Source organism: Bacteroides sp. AF20-13LB (genome assembly GCF_003603065.1).
Lineage (GTDB): Bacteria > Bacteroidota > Bacteroidia > Bacteroidales > Bacteroidaceae > Bacteroides > Bacteroides uniformis.
This window is the reverse complement of sequence record NZ_QTMH01000024.1, coordinates 19329-39551: the sequence shown is the minus strand read 5'-3', so window position 1 is coordinate 39551 and position 20223 is coordinate 19329. Positions and strand designations below refer to the sequence as shown.

Genomic DNA, 20223 nt, shown 5'->3' with positions numbered 1-20223 from the left:
GCAAAGTTACTACAAAAAAGTGAAATGCGGAAAGATATAGTGATAGAATTGAGTTACAAGGGTTTTGGTTGAAGTGGCGATAATCCGTGAAGCCATTACAATCCCTGCCGAAGCCAAATCCTGACGCCGCTACGTTACTTGTTCGTAACCATGCCCGAAAATGCGACAAACGGGTACGAATAGCGAAACAAGGCTCTAAGGAATAGTGAGTTATCCATAACTCATGCGAAAAATCAGGTTACGGAAAAAGATTGCGCCGTTCCTCCCCGTTTTGCGTACCAACACCGGACTCTTCACCAACTAATTTTGAAACCCAAAAATTAAGGACAATGAAGAGTACATTTTCAGTAATCTACTACCTCAAGCGTCAGGTAGTGAAAAAGGACGGGACAGTTCCCGTCATGGGACGCATCACGGTGGACGGCAGCCAGACACAGTTCAGCTGCAAACTGACTGTCGATCCGAAACTGTGGGACACCAAAGGTGGACGTGTCACGGGCAGAAGCACGGCGGCACTCGAAACGAACCGTATGCTTGACAAGATGCGGGTACGCATCAACAGGCATTATCAGGAAATCATGGAGCGTGACAACTTCGTCACGGCGGAGAAGGTGAAGAACGCCTTTCTCGGACTGGAACACCGCTACCACACGCTGATGCAGGTGTTCCGCCAGCACAACGAGGACTACGAGAAGCAGGTGGAGGCAGGCATGAAAGCCAAAGGCACGCTGCTGAAGTACCGCACCGTTTACAAGCACATGCAAGAGTTCCTCGACATCCGCTACCATGTGAAGGACATCGCCCTAAAAGAGCTTACCCCGGCTTTCATCTCCGACTTCGAGATGTTCCTGCGCACGGACAAGCACTGCTGCACCAATACCGTGTGGCTGTACGTCTGCCCGTTACGGACGATGGTATTCATCGCCATCAACAACGAGTGGCTGACGCGCGACCCGTTCCGCGAGTATGAAATCAAGAAGGAGGAAACAACACGCAGTTTCCTGACCAAAGATGAGATCCGCCTGCTGATGGAGGGGAAACTGAAAAACGCCAAACAGGAATTGTACCGCGACCTCTACCTGTTCTGCGCCTTCACGGGGCTGTCGTTCGCGGATATGCGCAACCTTACGGAAGAGAATATCCGCACCTACTTCGACGAACACGAGTGGATAAACATCAACCGCCAGAAAACGGGCGTGGTGTCCAACATCCGCCTGCTCGACATCGCCAACCGCATAATCGGCAAATACCGGGGACTGTGCGGGGACGGCAGGATATTTCCCGTTCCGCATTATAACACGTGCCTTGCCGGTATCCGTGCCGTCGCCAAGCGTTGCGGCATCACCAAGCATATCACGTGGCATCAGAGCCGCCACACGGCAGCCACGACGATATTCCTCTCCAACGGTGTTCCCATCGAAACGGTCAGCTCCATGCTCGGACACAAGAGCATAAAGACGACGCAGATTTACGCAAAGATAACCAAAGAGAAGCTCAATCAGGACATGGAGAACCTTGCCGCAAGATTGAACGGCGTCGAGGAATTTGCAGGTTGCACCATCTAAAAAGAAAAGCCATGAAACGTGACACAATCATCATCGAGGACAAGGCAGTCAGCGTAACCGGTAACGACGTGTGGATGACCGCCACCGAAATAGCCGGATTGTTCCATACGACCGTCCCGGCAGTGAACGCCGCCATCAGAGCCGTCCGCAAGTCGGACGTGCTGAACGACTACGAGGTGTGCCGCTACATGCAGCTTGAAAACGGGCTGCACGCGGACGTGTACGCCCTTGAAATCATCATCCCGGTCGCTTTCAGGGTGAATACCTACAACACCCACCTGTTCCGCACATGGCTGGTGGGAAAGGCACTCTCACAAGAGAAACGGCAGACATACGTGATGTTCATACAGAACGGAAAAGCCGGGTATTGCTGATTGCACATACCCCATAAGACAAGTAAACGGGTAGCACCACAAAAGGTGTCACCCGTTTACTTTTTCATGAAACCGCCTCACTCCAGCGGCTTGCGGTAGTTCGCTTCCAGTACCCCGCGCAGCCCCGTTTCCGGGTAAAGCACCTTCCCTCCCAAAAGTATGAAGGGCAACACGCGGTTGTTGCGGTATTCCTGCAAGGTGCGCCGGCTCACACGGAGCAGTTCCGACACCTCGCCGTCCGTCAGGTAACGTTCCCCGTCCAGCGGAGGACGGTAGCTTTCCAGAAATGCGGACAGCCATTTCGAGCCTTTGCGCATATCCTGCACCACAGAGGCTATCGGCTCGTCTTCCATCGTAAAAACATCGTTGTTCTCGTTCATCATAACTTCGGATTCAGTGGGTGAATAAATCAAATCATCTGCCGTGCGGATAGAGCGTGCCGACAAGCGGTATCAGCCGCTTCACCTCCTCTGGCTTGTAATAGAACCTGCGGTTTATCTGCGAGTAGCCGATAAGCCGCCTGTCACGCAGCGTCTGCAACGTGCGCGGGCTTATTCTCAACTGCCCGCAGACCTCCTCGCCCGTGAGCCATCTTTCCATGCGCCCCGTGTCGCTTTTGCGCCTCAGGGCGGCGACCTTCTCCGAGAGTGCGCCGAATGCCGCCACCATCATCTCGAAAGTCTTTTTCTCGATAGATACTATTTCCATATTCATGTCATTTAGAGTTTGCCGCAAAGGTAACGAAACGGCATACAAGACGTATCGTTTTCCGCTGAAAGGCTGCCTGTTGCGCCGTTTGACCGGGTTACGGAGCCATCTTCCGCAAAAATCTTACGTGAGTCACGTAGTGAGTTGTTAAAGCCCCTTTTGTTTATTGCCGAATTTTGTCGCAGAAACAAAAAGAAAGGACTGAACATGAAAGTGATAACAATGGAAAGTTCCGCCTACAAGGAGATGATGGCGCAGATTGCGAACATCGCAGGGTACATCCGCGAGGCAAGGGACGAGAAGAAACGGAAGCGGGAAACCGAAGACAAGCTGCTTGACACGGCACAGGCGGCGAAGATGCTCAACGTGAGCAAGCGCACCATGCAGCGTATGCGCACCGACCACCGTATCGAGTATGTGGTGGTACGCGGAAGCTGCCGCTACCGCCTTTCCGAGATACTGCGGCTATTGGAGGACAACACAGTAAGGAACGAGGAAGGGACAATAGACACCCTGTTCCACAACCACACGCTGCGCACGGGCGGCAAACCAAAAGGAAGGAGGACATAGGTCATGGAACTGCTCACACGAAACAACTTCGAGGGCTGGATGCAGAAGCTGATGGAACGGCTCGACCGTCAGGACGAACTGCTGCTGGCGATGAAGGCTGAGGGGAAACAGCCCACTATCACGGAAAGCATCCGCCTTTTCGACAATCAGGATTTGTGCATGTTGCTCCAGATAAGCAAACGCACCCTCCAACGCTACCGCAGCGTAGGCGCATTGCCCTACAAGACGCTGGGCAAGAAGACCTATTACAGCGAGGAGGACGTGCTGACATTCCTTTCCAACCATATCAAGGACTTCAAAAAGGAAGATATAGCCTTCTACAAGGCTCGTATCCATAATTTCTTTCATAAATAACCCATTAAAACATTTTTCAGATGGCAAAGAAAAAAGACGAAAAGGACGTGCTGGTAGTCCGTGACGAGAAGACAGGCGAGATCAGCGTGGTAGCCGGGCTGAACGCGGACGGCACACCCAAGCGCACCCCCGCAAAAGCGGAGAACGCGCAGAGTTTCCTGCAATTCGACCGACATGGCGACGTGCTGGACAACTTCTTCAAGAACTTCTTCCGGCAGTGCAAGGAACCCAGCCGCTTCGGTTTCTACCGCATTGCGGCAGACCAAGCTGAAAATCTCTTAGAGGTGATGAAGCAACTGCTGAAAGACCCCGAAGCGAACAAGGAGCTGCTCGCCCCTCACAAGGTGGACACCTCCGACTATGAGAAGAAGGTGCAGGAAGAGATGGCAGCACAACAGACAGAGAAACAAGAACCTCAAAAACAGGAGAACATGGAACAACGGAAAGAACAGCAACAGGACAAATCCGAACAGATGCAGGGCAAACGTGGCTACCAGCCCATCGACGAGAGTAAAATCAACTGGCAGGAGCTGGAGGACAGATGGGGCGTAAAGCGGGACAACCTTGAAAAGTCCGGCGACCTTACGAAGATGCTCAACTATGGCAAGTCCGACTTGGTAAAGGTCAAACCGACCTTCGGCGGCGAATCATTCGAGCTGGACGCCCGCCTCTCCTTCAAGAAGGACGGTGAGGGAAACATCAGCCTCGTGCCGCACTTCATCCGCAAGGAGCAGAAGCTGGATGAGTACAAGGAACACAAATTCTCCGACAATGACCGGAAGAACCTCCGCGAAACGGGCAATCTCGGTAGGGTCGTGGACATTGTGGACAGGGAAACGGGCGAGATCATCCCCTCCTACATCAGCATCGACCGCAAGACGAATGAAATCACGGACATTCCGGCAAGCAGGGTGCGCATCCCGGAGCGCATCGGCAAGACGGAAATCACCACGCAGGAGCGGGACATGCTCCGCGCCGGACTGCCCGTACGCGACAAGCTCATCGAGCGCAACGACGGCAGAAAGTTCGTCACCACCCTGCAAGTGAACGTGGAGCAGCGCGGCGTGGAGTTCGTGCCGGGAACCGGCAAGTCGCCCCGTACCGCACAGACACAGGAAACCAAAGGCGACACATCGAAAAGTCAGGCGCAGGGCGGGGAAAATGCCGCACAGACCAAGAAGGAGCAACGCCGCAACACGTGGACGAACGAGGACGGCAGCATCCGCCCCATCAGCAAATGGAGCGGCGTGAGCTTCACCGACCAGCAGAAAGCCGACTATGTGGCGGGTAAAGCCGTGAAGCTGGAGAACGTGACCGACAAGCAGGGCTTCCATGCCACGATGTATATCAAGTTCAACCCGGAGAAGGGACGCCCGTACCGCTACGACACGAACCCTGACAATGCACAGCAGGTTGCTCCGTCCAACGAGAGCCGCACGCAGGTGGCGGTGAACAACGATGGCAAGACCAACGAGGCTACAAAGAATCTGAGAGAGCCGTTGCAGAAAGGTCAGACCAACCCGAAGGACGCCCGCCAGCAACAGCAGCAGGAGAAGCCGCAGAAGAAAACGGGCAAGGGCATGAAAATGTAATCCCGTGTCCGCCACTGAATCCAAAATAAAATCCAAAGTATCAACAAAAAAGAAGAAGACATGAAGACAATCATTGCAGAAAAGCCCTCCGTGGCACGTGAAATCGCCCGCATCGTGGGCGCGACAAAGAGAGAGGAAGGATATTTCGAGGGAGGCGGTTATGCCGTGACATGGGCATTCGGACACCTCGTTCAGCTTGCCATGCCCGACGGCTACGGCGTGCGCGGATTTGTCCGTGACAACCTCCCGATTATTCCCGACACATTCACGCTCGTCCCCCGTCAGGTCAGGACGGAGAAAGGTTACAAGCCCGACAGCGGCGTGGTGTCGCAGATAAAAGTCATCAAAAGACTGTTCGACACAAGCGAACATATCATCGTGGCGACCGATGCCGGACGCGAGGGAGAGCTTATCTTCCGCTACCTCTACCACTATACGGGTTGCACCACTCCTTTCGTGCGCCTGTGGATCAGCTCTCTCACCGACAAAGCTATCCGCGAGGGACTGCGGAAACTCGAAGACGGCAGCAAATACGACAACCTCTACCTCGCCGCCAAAGCGCGGAGCGAATCCGACTGGCTCGTGGGCATCAACGGCACACAGGCGTTATCCATCGCCGCCGGACACGGCACGTATTCCGTGGGGCGGGTGCAGACACCAACGTTGGCTATGGTATGTGAACGCTACTGGGAGAACCGCCGCTTTACGTCCGAAGCATTCTGGCAGCTCCATATCGCAACGGACGGTTGCGACGGCGAAGTCGTGAAATTCTCATCCTCCGAGAAATGGAAAGAGAAAGAACCGGCGATGGAACTATATAATAAGGTAAAGGCGGCAGGTTGCGCCACTGTCACGAAAGCCGAGCGCAAGGAGAAGACGGAGGAAACTCCCTTGCTCTACGACCTGACCACGCTCCAGAAAGAAGCCAACGCCAAGCACGGCTTCACGGCGGAACAGACGCTTGAAATCGCGCAGAAACTCTACGAAAAGAAGTTGATAACCTATCCGAGAACGGGAAGCCGCTACATCCCCGAAGACGTGTTTGCCGAAATTCCCAAACTGCTCGCTTTCATCGGCACACAGCCCGAATGGAAAGACAAGGTGCGGGCAAAAGCCGCCCCGACACGCCGCAGCGTGGACGACGGCAAGGTGACAGACCACCATGCCCTGCTCGTCACGGGTGAGAAACCGCTCTTCCTCTCCAAAGAGGACAATACCATCTATCAGATGATTGCCGGGCGCATGGTCGAGGCATTCTCTGAGAAATGCGTCAAGGATGTGACCACTGTCACGGCGGAATGTGCCGGAGTGGAGTTTACCGTAAAAGGCAGCGTCGTGAAGCAAACCGGATGGCGTGCCGTCTATGGCGAGGAAAAAGAGGAAATTACCATCCCCGGCTGGCAGGAAGGCGACACGCTGACACCGAAAGGCTCGTCCATTACCGAAGGAAAGACCAAACCCAAGCCGCTGCATACCGAAGCCACCCTGCTCTCGGCAATGGAAACGGCGGGCAAGGAAATTGAGGACGACGCACTGCGGCAGGCGATGAAGGACTGTGGCATCGGTACTCCCGCCACACGCGCCTCCATCATCGAAACGCTTTTCAAGCGCGGTTACATGGAACGCTGCAAGAAGTCGCTTGTTCCCACCGAAAAAGGACTTGCCCTCAATTCCGTCGTCAAGACGATGCGCATCGCCGATGTTGCCATGACGGGCGAATGGGAAAAGGAGCTGGCGCGTATCGAGCGCGGGGAACTGTCCGACGACACCTTCCGCAAGGAGATAGAGGCGTACACACGTGAGATAACCTCCGAACTGATCTCGTGCGACAAGCTCTTCGGCAGCCGTGACTCCGGCTGCGCGTGTCCCAAGTGTGGCACGGGCAGGATGCGGTTCTACGGCAAGGTGGTACGCTGCGACAACACGGAGTGCGGACTGCCCGTGTTCCGGCTGAAAGCGGGACGCACCCTGTCCGACGATGAAATCAAAGACCTGCTCACCGAAGGGCATACCAAGCTGCTCAAAGGGTTCAAGAGCAAACAGGGCAAGAGTTTCGATGCTGTTGTCGCCTTTGACGGGGAATATAACACGACTTTTGTGTTCCCGGAGGCTAAAAAGGACAAGAAATTTTCAGGACGGAAGAAATAGTATTAACTTTGCCACTTGTTCAGAGTAATGAATTGTTCTTCGATACCGGATTACACTCATACTTTGGATTTAGTGGTGGCACTCGGAGGGATACCGAGTGCCTTTTTCTTCCTTTTTCCAACCGATTATCCCGTTAATTATCAATCCGCTAAATCCAAAGTAATGAACAACAAGAAGAAAAACGAGGGTCAGACCGACTTTTCCTATTACGGTCTGTACCTGCTGGACTATCTCCGCACGAACAAGTTTGAACAGGCTGACGACACCGCTTTCATACGGGAACGGGCCGACCGTGCCGCCGAAACGTATGAGAGGGCACGGCTTGAAGGCTATCCCGCCGATGGTGCGCAGGAACTGGCGATGGACACGCTGCTGCGCGGGCTGCATTATTCCCGTTACGCCATCCTCCGCGAAGTCGTGGAAAACGAGTTTGCCGATGAAGTGCCGGAAGAGAAGCGTGAAGCCTTTGTCCTGAAACTGCTGCCGCTTGTCGGCAACGTGTTCTCCGTCTATGACCTCTCGGATGACAATTTCGCCCTGTCTTCCGATTACGACCTGCTCTACACGGAGCTGACGGGAGCAACCGTCCTTTACTTAGACGAATATGGCGTTTAACCGCAAACAGAAACTGCGGGACAACATCGAGGCGATACGGACGGCATTCATCCTTGACAGGGAAAATAGGACAGCGACAACCGAAGAGCGTGCCATACTTCAAAGGTACTGCGGTTTCGGCGGTCTGAAATGTATCCTCAACCCTGCAAAGGAACTGACGGATGCCGTCCGGTGGGCGAAATCCGACCTCGAACTGTTCGCCCCGACGGTGGAGCTGCACAGGCTTATCCGTGAGAACAGCAAGGACGAAACAGAGTACAAGCGGTTTGTGGATTCGCTGAAAGCGTCCGTGCTGACCGCTTTCTACACCCCCAAAGAGATAACCGACACCATCGCGGACGTGCTGGCAGATTACAGCGTCCGCCCCGCCCGTATGCTCGAACCGTCGGCAGGTGTCGGCGTGTTCGTGGATTCCATGCTGCGGCACAGCCCCAATGCGGATGTGATGGCTTTCGAGAAGGATCTGCTCACGGGTACAATCTTGAGGCATCTCTATCCCGACCAGAAAATGCGCACCTGCGGTTTTGAGAAAATCGAAAGACCGTTCAACAATTATTTCGACTTGGCGGTGTCCAACATTCCGTTCGGTGACATTGCCGTGTTCGACGCGGAGTTTCAGCGGAGCGACTCTTTCGGCAGACGCTCCGCCCAGAAAACCATCCACAACTATTTCTTTCTCAAAGGACTGGATGCCGTGCGTGACGGCGGTATCGTGGCGTTCATCACCTCGCAAGGGGTATTGAATAGCACCAAGACCTCCGTGCGTAACGAGCTGTTCAGTCAGGCCAATCTGGTATCCGCGATACGCCTGCCCAACAACCTGTTCACGGACAACGCGGGCACGGAGGTGGGCAGTGACCTGATTGTCCTGCAAAAGAACCTCAGCAAGAAGGAAATGTCGCAGGACGAGCGGCTGATGACCGTGATACAGACGGACACGAAAACCGCCCTGACCGACAACGCCTATTTCATCCACCACCCGGAACGCATCGTGCATACGATGGCGAAACTTGACACAGACCCCTACGGGAAGCCCGCTATGGTTTATCTGCACGAGGGCAAGGCAGCAGGCATCGCCGGGGATTTGCGCCGTATGCTCGACGAGGATTTCCATTACAGGCTTGCCATGCGCTTGTATTCGGGTTCAATCCGGCAGGCAGGAACGGAAGAAAAAGTTGCCGTTCAAAATAAAGTAGAGCGTCCTGCCATAAAATTGGAAACAGTATCCTCGGCGCAGACGGTGGAAACTCCGACAGAAAAGCCGCAACCCGCAGATGAAAAGCCGGAGATAGAACCGCGCCCGCAATATTCCGCAGGCGTGCAGCTCACCCTGCTTGACCTCTGGGGGATGACGGAAGAGGTCAGCCAACCGAAAACCTCCAAAAAGAAAAAGACGGTGAAAAAGGCAGTTACGGCAAAGTCCACTCCGCCCAAACCGAAAGTCACGGTTACACCGACAGCTCCAACTGCAAAACCCGCAATGGAGAATAAGGAGGTGAAAGCGGAGAACACCGCCAAGCCTGCCGACCCGGACGACATCTATGCCACACTGGACTGGGATACCAATCCTCCCATCAACGGTTTCTATGAAATGATGATGGGTTTGACGCCGGAGCGTAGGAAAGAACTTCGGGAACTGGCAAGGCAGCATAACGAGAAACAAGTGGCGGAAAAGACGGAAGTGAAAGCCGTGCCGGAAACTTCCCGTGAGCAGCCACGACAGGAGGAAACACAGCCGGAGGCAGTCGCCGCACCTGCCGTTACAGATACCCCATCGGAAGCGGTGGGGACTTTCCTTTTCCCCGACATCGAAGCGGAAAAGCCGAAGGAGGAAGTCGTGGACCTTTCTCCGCGTGCCTACCACCGCACGCCGGAGATGCACCTGCGCGAAGGGTCGCTGGTGGCTGACCGGGGGCGTCATAACATCGGCTACCTGAAAGACATCACGCCATACGGGGCGACATTCCAGCCGCTCGACCTGAAAGGATACCAGAAGGAAAAGGCGTTGTTGTATGTGTCGCTGCGTGACGCCTACGAGCGTCTGTACCGTTATGAATCGCTCCGGCGCGAGGCAAATGTTCCGTGGCGAGAGCATCTGAATACCTGTTACGATGAGTTTGTCATGCGCTACGGCAACCTCAACGCCAAGCAGAACGTGAAGTTAGTGATGATGGATGCGGGCGGGCGCGACATCCTTTCGCTGGAACGGATGGAAAACGGAAAGTTCGTCAAGGCGGACATCTTCGAGCATCCTGTTTCCTTCGCGGTGGAGAGCCATGCCAACGTAGGCTCTCCCGAAGAAGCCCTGTCTGCGTCGCTCAACAAATATGGTACGGTCAATCTCGACTATATGCGGGAGATAACCGACAGCACGGCGGAGGATTTGCTCACTGCCCTGCAAGGGCGCATCTACTACAATCCGCTCGTGACCGGTTACGAAATCAAAGACCGTTTCATCGCCGGAAATGTCATAGAGAAAGCGGAACGCATAGAGGCATGGATGGGTGACAATCCCGAAAATGAGCGTATGCCGGAGGTGAAGCAGGCGTTGGAGGCTCTGAAAGATGCCGAGCCGCAGCGCATCGCCTTCGAGGATCTGGACTTCAATTTCGGGGAACGCTGGATTCCGACGGGTGTCTATGCCGCCTACATGAGCCGGCTGTTCGACACGGAGGTGAAAATCGCCTATTCCGCAAGCATGGACGAGTTTTCGGTGGTGTGCGGCTACCGCACCATGAAAATCACGGACGAGTTTCTGGTGAAGGGGTATTACCGGAACTATGACGGTATGCACCTCCTAAAACACGCCCTGCACAACACCTGCCCTGACATGATGAAGTCCATCGGCAAGGACGAGCATGGCAACGACATCAAGATGCGCGACAGCGAGGGAATACAACTCGCCAACGCCAAGATTGACGAGATACGAAACGGCTTCTCCGAATGGCTCGAAGAGCAGTCGCCGCAGTTCAAGGAGCGGCTTGTGACGATGTATAACCGCAAGTTCAACTGTTTCGTGCGCCCGCGCTACGACGGCTCCCATCAGACCTTTCCCGACCTCAACCTGAAAGGGCTGGCAAGCCGGGGTATCAAGAGCGTCTATCCCTCACAGATGGATTGCGTCTGGATGTTGAAACAGAACGGCGGCGGAATTTGCGACCACGAGGTGGGAACCGGTAAGACGCTGATAATGTGCATCGCCGCGCATGAGATGAAGCGTCTGAATTTGGCACACAAGCCGATGATTATCGGGCTGAAAGCCAACGTTGCGGAGATTGCAGCCACCTATCAGGCGGCATATCCCAACGCACGTATTCTGTACGCTTCGGAGAAGGACTTTTCGACCGCCAACCGTGTGCGCTTCTTCAATAATATAAAGAACAACGACTACGATTGCGTCATCATGTCGCACGACCAGTTCGGCAAGATACCGCAGTCGCCGGAATTGCAGCAGCGCATCCTGCAAGCAGAGCTTGACACGGTGGAGGAAAACCTCGAAGTGCTACGGCAGCAGGGAAAGAACGTGTCGCGGGCGATGCTGAAAGGATTGGAGAAGCGCAAGCACAACCTTGAAGCGAAGCTGGAGAAGGTGGAACACGCCATAAAGTCACGCACGGACGACGTGGTGGATTTCAAGCAGATGGGCATCGACCACATCTTCATAGATGAGAGCCACCAGTTCAAGAATCTGACTTTCAACACGCGCCACGACCGTGTGGCGGGATTGGGAAACAGCGAGGGAAGCCAGAAGGCACTTAACATGCTCTTTGCCATACGCACCATACAGGAGCGCACAGGAAAAGACTTGGGTGCGACCTTCCTCTCCGGCACGACTATCAGCAACTCACTGACTGAATTGTACCTGCTGTTCAAGTACCTGCGCCCGAAGGAGCTGGAACGGCAGGACATAAGGTGTTTCGACGCTTGGGCGGCGATATTTGCCAAGAAGACGACGGATTTTGAATTTAACGTGACGAACAATGTGGTCCAGAAGGAGCGTTTCCGCTACTTCATCAAAGTGCCGGAGCTTGCCGCCTTCTATAATGAAATCACGGACTACCGCACGGCGGAGGATGTGGGCGTTGACCGTCCTGCCAAGAACGAGATACTGCACCATATACCGCCCACGCCGGAACAGGAGGACTTCATACAGAAACTGATGCAGTTCGCCAAGACGGGCGATGCCACCTTGTTGGGCAGGCTGCCGCTTTCGGAAACGGAAGAAAAGGCGAAGATGCTCATCGCCACGGACTATGCCCGGAAAATGGCACTCGACATGCGCATGATAGACCCGAATTACGAAGATCATCCCGACAACAAAGCGAGTCACTGTGCCAAGATGATCGCGGAGTATTATCAAAAATACGACGCCCAGAAAGGCACGCAGTTCGTTTTCTCTGATTTGGGGACATACCAGCCGGGCGACGGGTGGAACGTCTATTCGGAAATCAAGCGCAAACTGACGGAGGACTACGGTATACCGCCAAGCGAGGTGCGCTTCATTCAGGAGTGCAAGACCGACAAGGCGCGGAAGGCGGTGATAGACGCCATGAACGCCGGGACGGTGCGTGTGCTGTTCGGCTCTACCTCTATGCTCGGAACGGGTGTGAACGCCCAGAAACGGTGTGTGGCTATCCATCATCTCGATACGCCGTGGCGACCGTCCGACTTGCAACAGCGTGACGGACGCGGAGTTAGGGCAGGTAATGAGATTGCCAAACATTTCGCCGGGAACAACGTGGATGTAATCATCTACGCGGTGGAGAAGTCACTGGACAGCTACAAGTTCAACCTCCTGCACTGCAAGCAGACTTTCATAAGCCAGCTCAAAAGCGGTGCGATGGGTGCGCGTACCATCGACGAGGGGGCAATGGACGAAAAATCGGGCATGAATTTCTCGGAATACATGGCGTTGCTCTCCGGCAATACCGACCTGTTGGACAAGGCGAAACTGGAAAAGCGGATCGCATCGCTCGAAGGGGAACGCAAGTCGTTCAACAAGGGCAAGCGTGATTCGGAGTTCAAGCTGGAGTCAAAGACCGGCGAGTTGCGCAACAACACGGCTTTCATAGATGCCATGACGGAGGACTGGAACCGCTTCCTGTCGGTGGTGCAGACCGACAAGGAGGGCAACCGCCTTAATATAATAAAGGTGGACGGAGTGGATTCCGCCGATGAGAAGGTCATCGGAAAGCGTTTGCAGGAGATAGCCAAGAATGCCACGACCGGAGGGTTGTACACGCAGGTCGGTGAACTTTACGGTTTTCCGATAAAGGTGGTGAGCGAAAGGATACTCAAAGAGGGATTGGAGTTCACCGACAACCGCTTCGTGGTCGAGGGGAACTACAAGTACACCTACAACAACGGGCATCTGGCGATGGCTGACCCGTTGGCCGCCGCCCGCAACTTCCTCAACGCGATGGAGAGGATACCCTCCATCATCGACCAGTACAAGGCGAAGAACGAGGTGCTGGAGATGGAGATACCGCAGTTACAGGAGATAGCGGGTAAGGTGTGGAAGAAGGAGGACGAGCTGAAGCAGTTGAAGTCCGAACTTGCCGCCCTTGACCGAAAAATTCAGCTGGAGCTTGCGCCACCCACGCCCGAAGTCGCAGAAAAGGAGAATGAAGGGCAACAGCTCAAGCCGGAAGCGGAAGATGTGAGGAACAGGCAGGCGCAATATCCCGAAAATGCACCGCCGCAGATACGCAGTCCGGCGGATAGTATCGTTGCCAACCATGTCATAATCGGGCGTCCGGGACTGTATGCCAAGGAGGAAACCCGGTCCAAAGGATTGAAAATATAACCTAAGGAATTTTATCTGAAGTATTAATAAGGGCTATCCCAAAAGGTCTAAAAGTAAATTTTATCCTTTCTGCAAGTATCTATAGGATGGCAACTGCATTTTTTTCTTTTTGGGCAGCCCTTATTAAAATTTATTCTTATTTTAGGTTATATACATTCATGTCCATTTATGTAAAAAATTCCTGCTGACCTTGTTTATGTCTTGTCAGTCACCATTTGCAAAACCATATTTGACCCTCAAAGAGGCTGAATTTGATAAGTAACTTGCTACATACTCATAATAAGGAGCTAAATAGAACACGAATGGGAAATACACAAATGCTAAACTAAAGAAGATATTGGCCAAAATAAACGCTATACCGAGAGAGAAACTTGATTTTTCAACTTCCTAAAACGGTGTTGTTCAAACATTTCTACTTATTTGTACTTGCCAGTTGAACCTACGCTTCCCTAATAAAATGTCTATGGTAAAAAGTTAAAAAATCCTCCCACTTTTGTTAGATATATTTTTTTGTGTAATTTTGTAATCGTTATGCGGCAGTAATAATATACATATTAATACGAGTTAGTAATCCTGTAGTTCTCATATGCTACGAGGAGGTATTAAAAGGTGCGTTTCGACAATGCATCTACTGTAGTATATTATTGCTTAATCCAAATGAATATTATAAATTTAGGAATTCTTGCTCACATTGATGCAGGAAAAACTTCCGTAACCGAGAATCTGCTGTTTGCCAGTGGAGCAACGGAAAAGTGCGGCCGTGTGGATAATGGTGACACCATAACGGACTCTATGGATATAGAGAAACGTAGAGGAATTACTGTCCGGGCTTCTACGACATCTATTATCTGGAATGGAGTGAAATGCAATATCATTGACACTCCGGGACACATGGATTTTATTGCGGAAGTGGAGCGGACATTCAAAATGCTTGATGGAGCAGTCCTCATCTTATCCGCAAAGGAAGGCATACAAGCGCAGACAAAGTTGCTGTTCAGTACTTTACAAAAGCTGCAAATCCCGACAATTATATTTATCAATAAGATTGACCGTGCCGGTGTGAATTTGGAGCGTTTGTATATGGATATAAAAACAAATCTGTCGCAAGATGTCCTGTTTATGCAAACTGTTGTCGATGGATCGGTTTATCCGGTTTGCTCCCAAACATATATAAAGGAAGAATACAAAGAATTTGTATGCAACCATGACGACGATATATTAGAACGATATTTGGCGGATAGCGAAATTTCACCGGCTGATTATTGGAATACGATAATCGCTCTTGTGGCAAAAGCCAAAGTCTATCCGGTGCTACATGGATCAGCAATGTTCAATATCGGTATCAATGAGTTGTTGGACGCCATTTCTTCTTTTATACTTCCTCCGGCATCAGTCTCAAACAGACTTTCAGCTTATCTCTATAAGATAGAGCATGACCCCAAAGGGCATAAAAGAAGTTTTCTTAAAATAATTGACGGAAGTCTGAGACTTCGAGACGTTGTAAGAATCAACGATTCGGAAAAATTCATCAAGATTAAAAATCTAAAGACTATTTATCAGGGCAGAGAGATAAATGTTGATGAAGTGGGTGCCAATGATATCGCGATTGTAGAAGATATAGAAGATTTTCGAATCGGAGATTATTTAGGTGCTAAACCTTGTTTGATTCAAGGATTATCTCATCAGCATCCCGCTCTCAAATCCTCCGTCCGGCCAAATAAGCCCGAAGAGAGAAGCAAGGTGATATCCGCTCTGAATACATTGTGGATTGAAGACCCGTCTTTGTCCTTTTCCATAAACTCATATAGTGATGAATTGGAAATCTCGTTATATGGTTTGACCCAAAAGGAAATCATACAGACATTGCTGGAAGAACGATTTTCCGTAAAGGTCCATTTTGATGAGATCAAGACTATCTACAAAGAACGACCTATAAAAAAGGTCAATAAGATTATTCAGATCGAAGTACCACCCAACCCTTACTGGGCCACAATAGGGCTGACTCTTGAACCCTTACCGTTAGGGGCAGGGTTGCAAATCGAAAGTGACATCTCCTATGGTTATCTGAACCATTCTTTTCAAAATGCCGTTTTTGAAGGGATTCGTATGTCTTGCCAATCTGGTTTACATGGATGGGAAGTGACAGATCTGAAAGTAACTTTTACTCAAGCCGAGTATTATAGCCCGGTAAGTACACCTGCTGATTTCAGACAGCTGACCCCTTATGTCTTCAGGCTGGCTTTGCAACAGTCAGGTGTGGACATTCTCGAACCGATGCTCTGTTTTGAGTTGCAGATACCCCAAGTAGCGAGTTCCAAAGCTATTACAGATTTGCAAAAACTGATGTCTGAGATTGAAGACATCAGTTGTAATAATGAGTGGTGTCATATTAAAGGGAAAGTTCCATTAAATACAAGTAAAGACTATGCCTCAGAAGTAAGTTCGTACACTAAGGGCTTAGGCATTTTTATGGTTAAGCCATGTGGGTATCAAATAACAAAAGACGGTTATTCTGATAATATCCGCATGAACGAAAAAGATAAACTTTTATTCATGTTCCAAAAATCAATGTCATTAAAATAATGGAGCGGTCAGGAAATTTCTATAAGGCAATACGGTTGGGATATATACTTATCTCCATTCTTATCGGATGTATGGCATATAATAGCCTCTATGAATGGCAGGAGATAGAAGCATTAGAACTTGGCAATAAAAAAATAGACGAGCTCCGAAAAGAAATAAACAATATCAATATTCAAATGATAAAATTTTCTCTATTGGGTGAAACAATACTGGAATGGAACGATAAAGATATCGAGCATTACCATGCACGGCGTATGGCAATGGACAGTATGCTCTGCCGTTTCAAGGCCACCTATCCAGCAGAGCGCATCGATAGTGTGCGCAGTCTTTTAGAGGATAAGGAACGACAGATGTTCCAGATAGTCCGGTTAATGGATGAACAACAATCTATTAACAAGAAGATAGCCAATCAAATTCCGGTTATTGTACAGAAAAGTGTGCAGGAACAGTCCAAAAAGCCAAAACGAAAAGGTTTCTTAGGCATATTCGGCAAAAAAAGGAAGTAACTCCAGCAGTATCAACCACTATCCTTCATTCGGTCAATAGAAACGTAATCAGCGAACAGAAAGTGCAGGATCGCCAATTGTCGGAACAAGCCGACAGCCTTGCAGCTCGTAATGCAGAACTTAACAGACAACTGCAAGAATTGATTTGCCAAATAGAAGAAAAGGTACAAACCGAACTGCAAAGCCGGGAAAACGAAATAGTTGCCATGCGTGAAAAGTCATTTATGCAAGTAGGCGGTTTAATGGGATTCGTTCTTCTATTGTTGTTAATTTCCTACATCATCATACATCGTGATGCAAAAAGCATTAAACAATACAAGCACAAGACAACTGATTTGATAAGGCAACTGGAACAATCCGTACAACGGAACGAGGCACTGATAACGTCAAGGAAGAAGGCGGTACATACTATCACCCATGAACTGCGCACACCGCTGACAGCAATAACAGGCTATGCCGGACTGATACGGAAAGAACAGTGTGAGGATAAGTCCGGGCAGTATATCCAAAACATACTGCAATCCTCCGACCGTATGCGGGATATGCTTAACACTTTGCTTGACTTCTTCCGCCTGGACAACGGCAAGGAACAGCCCCGTCTGTCACCCTGCCGGATTTCAGCAATCACGCACACACTTGAAACGGAGTTCATGCCTGTTGCCGTGAACAAAGGGCTGTCCTTGTCCGTGAAGACTGGACACGATGCCATTGTATTGACCGACAAAGAGCGAATAATACAAATCGGGAATAACCTGCTGTCAAACGCTGTCAAGTTCACAGAAGAAGGCGGTGTTTCTTTGATTACTGAATATGATAATGGAGTTCTGACACTGGTCGTTGAAGATACAGGTACAGGCATGACAGAAGAGGAACAGAAACAAGCGTTCGGTGCGTTTGAACGTCTATCAAATGCCGCCGCAAAGGAGGGTTTCGGGCTTGGGCTTGCCATAATGCGTAATATTGTGTCGATGCTTGGCGGAACAATCCGTTTAGACAGCAAGAAAGGGAAAGGCAGTCGTTTCACAGTTGAAATTTCTATGCAGGAAGCTGAAGAACAGCTTGGATATACAAGCAATACACCTGTTTATCATAACAATAAATTCCATGATGTTGTCGCCATTGACAATGATGAGGTATTACTTCTGATGCTGAAAGAGATGTATTCCCAAGAAGGAATACACTGCGACACTTGCACCGATGCTGCGGCACTGATGGAAATGATACGCCAGAAAGAATACAGCCTGTTGCTGACAGACTTGAATATGCCCGATATAAACGGTTTCGAATTGCTGGAACTGTTGCGTTCGTCCAACGTGGGCAATTCACCAACAATCCCGGTGGTTGTGGCAACCGCTTCGGGCAGTTGTAACAAAGGGGAACTATTGGCAAAAGGCTTTGCCGGATGCCTGTTCAAACCGTTCTCCATATCGGAACTGATGGAGGTTTCCGACAGGTGTGCCATAAAAGCGACACCGGACGGGAAACCGGACTTTTCCGCCTTATTGTCCTATGGCAATGAAGCCGTCATGCTGGAAAAGTTGATAACTGAAACAGAAAAGGAAATGCAGGCGGTACGGGATGCAGCAAAAGAAAAAGACCTGCAAAAGCTGGATTCCCTGATCCACCACCTGCGCAGTTCGTGGGAGGTGCTCCGTGCCGACCAACCGCTGAATGTACTTTACGGATTGCTTCGTGGCGATGCTCTCCCGGATGGTGAAGCGTTAAGCCATGCCGTGACTGCCGTGCTGGATAAGGGAGTGGAAATAATACGGTTGGCAGAAGAGGAAAGGAGAAAATACGAAGATGAATAAGACAAAAATAATTGTGGTGGAAGACAACATCGTGTATTGCGAATATGTCTGCAATATGCTGTCACGGGAGGGCTACCGCAATATGAAGGCTTACCACCTCTCAACCGCGAAGAAACATCTGCAACAGGCAACAGATAATGATATCGTGGTTGCCGACCTGCGTCTGCCTGACGGCAGTGGCATAGACCTTTTGTGCTGGATGCGAAAGGAGGGAAAGATGCAGCCCTTCATCATTATGACCGACTACGCCGAAGTTAATACCGCCGTGGAAAGCATGAAACTCGGCTCGATAGACTATATTCCCAAACAGCTTGTGGAGGATAAACTTGTCCCCCTGATCCGTTCCATACTGAAAGAACGTCAGGCAGGACAACGCCGTATGCCTATATTCGCCCGTGAAGGTTCCGCCTTTCAGAAAATCATGCACCGCATAAGGCTGGTAGCCGCCACCGATATGAGCGTGATGATATTTGGTGAGAACGGCACGGGCAAGGAGCATATTGCCCACCTGTTGCATGACAAGAGCAAACGTGCAGGCAAGCCATTTGTGGCGGTGGACTGCGGTTCACTCTCCAAAGAGCTTGCACCGTCGGCTTTCTTCGGACACGTCAAAGGTGCATTTACAGGTGCGGACAATGCCAAGAAAGGATATTTCCATGAGGCGGAAGGCGGCACGTTGTTTCTGGACGAGGTAGGAAACCTCGCGTTGGAAACCCAACAGATGTTGCTCCGTGCCATACAGGAGAGGCGGTATCGCCCGGTCGGAGACAAGGCAGACCGGAATTTCAATGTCCGCATCATCGCTGCTACCAATGAAGATTTGGAGGTATCGGTGAATGAAAAGCGTTTTCGGCAGGATCTTCTGTACCGCCTGCACGACTTCGGGATAACCGTTCCTCCGTTGCGTGACTGTCAAGAAGACATTATGCCGCTGGCAGAGTTCTTCCGTGATATGGCAAACAGAGAGCTGGAGTGTAGCGTGAGCGGGTTCAGTTCCGAAGCACGTAAAGCGTTGCTGACACACGCATGGCCGGGCAACGTGCGGGAACTTCGGCAGAAAGTTATGGGTGCTGTATTGCAGGCGCAGGAAGGTGTTGTCATGAAAGAGCATCTGGAACTTGCCGTGACGAAACCGACCTCTACTGTCAGCTTCGCCTTGCGCAATGACGCGGAGGATAAGGAGCGGATATTGCGTGCGTTGAAACAGGCAAACGGCAACCGGAGTGTCGCCGCAGAACTGCTCGGCATAGGCAGGACAACACTATACAGCAAACTTGAAGAGTATGGACTTAAATATAAATTCAAGCAATCATAGCCCGTAATTCACTGAATTTGGCTATCTTTGCATAACATTTGAGAAAAACGGCGATTGGCAGGAGCTTTTCGCCGCCAACATATAGGATAAGACCGCAAGGCGTTTCAAGCGAAAATCTGGTAAATTGGAACTACGGAGACGATTGCGTGATGCTTATGCTATGCTTACGCATAGCGTGCATTCACGTACTCTCCGTAAAGGCTTTACCAGAGCCATCGCTTGAAGGTAGTGTGAATTGCACGCTACTTTTTTACCCTTGCCTAACGAAAGGAAACG

The 20223-nt window shown here is 51.0% G+C and carries 12 protein-coding genes and 1 pseudogene; 11 read left to right on the top strand and 2 right to left on the bottom strand.

Features of this window, described 5'->3' with window-relative positions:
• The first annotated feature begins 329 nt into the window (after positions 1–329).
• Both DWX62_RS21030 and DWX62_RS21025 read left to right on the top strand, forming a co-directional pair.
• Complete coding sequence (locus DWX62_RS21030; RefSeq protein WP_004291422.1) at positions 330–1565, top strand: site-specific integrase; 1236 nt, start codon at positions 330–332, stop codon at positions 1563–1565.
• 11 nt (positions 1566–1576) lie between these two features.
• Positions 1577–1939, top strand: coding sequence for a hypothetical protein (locus DWX62_RS21025; protein WP_004291423.1), 363 nt, complete (start codon positions 1577–1579; stop codon positions 1937–1939).
• A 77-nt stretch (positions 1940–2016) separates the two neighbouring features.
• Here the strand turns inward: DWX62_RS21025 and DWX62_RS21020 are convergent, their stop codons facing one another.
• Together DWX62_RS21020 and DWX62_RS21015 are read right to left on the bottom strand one after the other, a co-directional pair.
• Positions 2017–2322: a helix-turn-helix domain-containing protein gene (locus tag DWX62_RS21020; protein ID WP_004291424.1), complete on the bottom strand. Its 306-nt coding sequence runs from the start codon at positions 2320–2322 to the stop codon at positions 2017–2019.
• 31 nt (positions 2323–2353) lie between these two features.
• On the bottom strand, positions 2354–2653 hold the full coding sequence (locus DWX62_RS21015; protein ID WP_004291426.1) for a helix-turn-helix domain-containing protein: 300 nt from the start codon (positions 2651–2653) through the stop codon (positions 2354–2356).
• Between the two features lie 201 nt (positions 2654–2854).
• Between DWX62_RS21015 and DWX62_RS21005 the strand changes: the two genes are divergently transcribed.
• The 9 genes and pseudogenes from DWX62_RS21005 to DWX62_RS20960 all read left to right on the top strand — a co-directional run bounded on the left by DWX62_RS21005 (position 2855) and on the right by DWX62_RS20960 (position 19947).
• Positions 2855–3217: a helix-turn-helix domain-containing protein gene (locus DWX62_RS21005; RefSeq protein ID WP_004304264.1), complete on the top strand. Its 363-nt coding sequence runs from the start codon at positions 2855–2857 to the stop codon at positions 3215–3217.
• A 3-nt stretch (positions 3218–3220) separates the two neighbouring features.
• Positions 3221–3571, top strand: a complete 351-nt coding sequence (locus DWX62_RS21000; RefSeq protein ID WP_004291454.1) for a helix-turn-helix domain-containing protein — start codon at positions 3221–3223, stop codon at positions 3569–3571.
• Between the two features lie 20 nt (positions 3572–3591).
• A complete protein-coding gene (locus DWX62_RS20995) occupies positions 3592–5163 on the top strand; it encodes a DUF3945 domain-containing protein (protein ID WP_004291455.1) in 1572 nt (523 codons plus the stop codon).
• 60 nt (positions 5164–5223) lie between these two features.
• Complete coding sequence (topB, locus tag DWX62_RS20990; RefSeq protein ID WP_004291456.1) at positions 5224–7311, top strand: type IA DNA topoisomerase; 2088 nt, start codon at positions 5224–5226, stop codon at positions 7309–7311.
• Between the two features lie 162 nt (positions 7312–7473).
• Complete coding sequence (locus DWX62_RS20985; RefSeq protein ID WP_004304266.1) at positions 7474–7926, top strand: DUF1896 domain-containing protein; 453 nt, start codon at positions 7474–7476, stop codon at positions 7924–7926.
• Complete coding sequence (locus DWX62_RS20980; RefSeq protein ID WP_004291462.1) at positions 7916–13732, top strand: N-6 DNA methylase; 5817 nt, start codon at positions 7916–7918, stop codon at positions 13730–13732. The genes DWX62_RS20985 and DWX62_RS20980 overlap by 11 nt, the downstream gene beginning before the upstream one ends.
• 657 nt (positions 13733–14389) lie before the next feature.
• Entirely contained in the window at positions 14390–16315 is a 1926-nt protein-coding gene (gene tet(Q) / locus DWX62_RS20975; RefSeq protein WP_004291466.1) for a tetracycline resistance ribosomal protection protein Tet(Q), read from the top strand.
• Positions 16315–18632, top strand: a pseudogene (locus DWX62_RS20965) (ATP-binding protein). The gene tet(Q) and the pseudogene DWX62_RS20965 overlap by 1 nt, the downstream one beginning before the upstream one ends.
• A complete protein-coding gene (locus DWX62_RS20960; RefSeq protein WP_004291471.1) occupies positions 18625–19947 on the top strand; it encodes a sigma-54 dependent transcriptional regulator in 1323 nt (440 codons plus the stop codon). Before DWX62_RS20965 ends, DWX62_RS20960 begins: the two are co-directional and overlap by 8 nt.
• Positions 19948–20223 lie beyond the last annotated feature (276 nt).

What these genes read in the sequence shown, in the direction of transcription:
- DWX62_RS21030 (WP_004291422.1), top strand. Translation starts at nt 330, where the DNA reads ATGAAGAGTACATTTTCAGTAATCTACTACCTCAAGCGTCAGGTAGTG.
- DWX62_RS21025 (WP_004291423.1), top strand. Translation starts at nt 1,577, where the DNA reads ATGAAACGTGACACAATCATCATCGAGGACAAGGCAGTCAGCGTAACC.
- DWX62_RS21020 (WP_004291424.1), bottom strand. Translation starts at nt 2,322, where the DNA reads ATGATGAACGAGAACAACGATGTTTTTACGATGGAAGACGAGCCGATA.
- DWX62_RS21015 (WP_004291426.1), bottom strand. Translation starts at nt 2,653, where the DNA reads ATGAATATGGAAATAGTATCTATCGAGAAAAAGACTTTCGAGATGATG.
- DWX62_RS21005 (WP_004304264.1), top strand. Translation starts at nt 2,855, where the DNA reads ATGAAAGTGATAACAATGGAAAGTTCCGCCTACAAGGAGATGATGGCG.
- DWX62_RS21000 (WP_004291454.1), top strand. Translation starts at nt 3,221, where the DNA reads ATGGAACTGCTCACACGAAACAACTTCGAGGGCTGGATGCAGAAGCTG.
- DWX62_RS20995 (WP_004291455.1), top strand. Translation starts at nt 3,592, where the DNA reads ATGGCAAAGAAAAAAGACGAAAAGGACGTGCTGGTAGTCCGTGACGAG.
- topB (WP_004291456.1), top strand. Translation starts at nt 5,224, where the DNA reads ATGAAGACAATCATTGCAGAAAAGCCCTCCGTGGCACGTGAAATCGCC.
- DWX62_RS20985 (WP_004304266.1), top strand. Translation starts at nt 7,474, where the DNA reads ATGAACAACAAGAAGAAAAACGAGGGTCAGACCGACTTTTCCTATTAC.
- DWX62_RS20980 (WP_004291462.1), top strand. Translation starts at nt 7,916, where the DNA reads ATGGCGTTTAACCGCAAACAGAAACTGCGGGACAACATCGAGGCGATA.
- DWX62_RS20960 (WP_004291471.1), top strand. Translation starts at nt 18,625, where the DNA reads ATGAATAAGACAAAAATAATTGTGGTGGAAGACAACATCGTGTATTGC.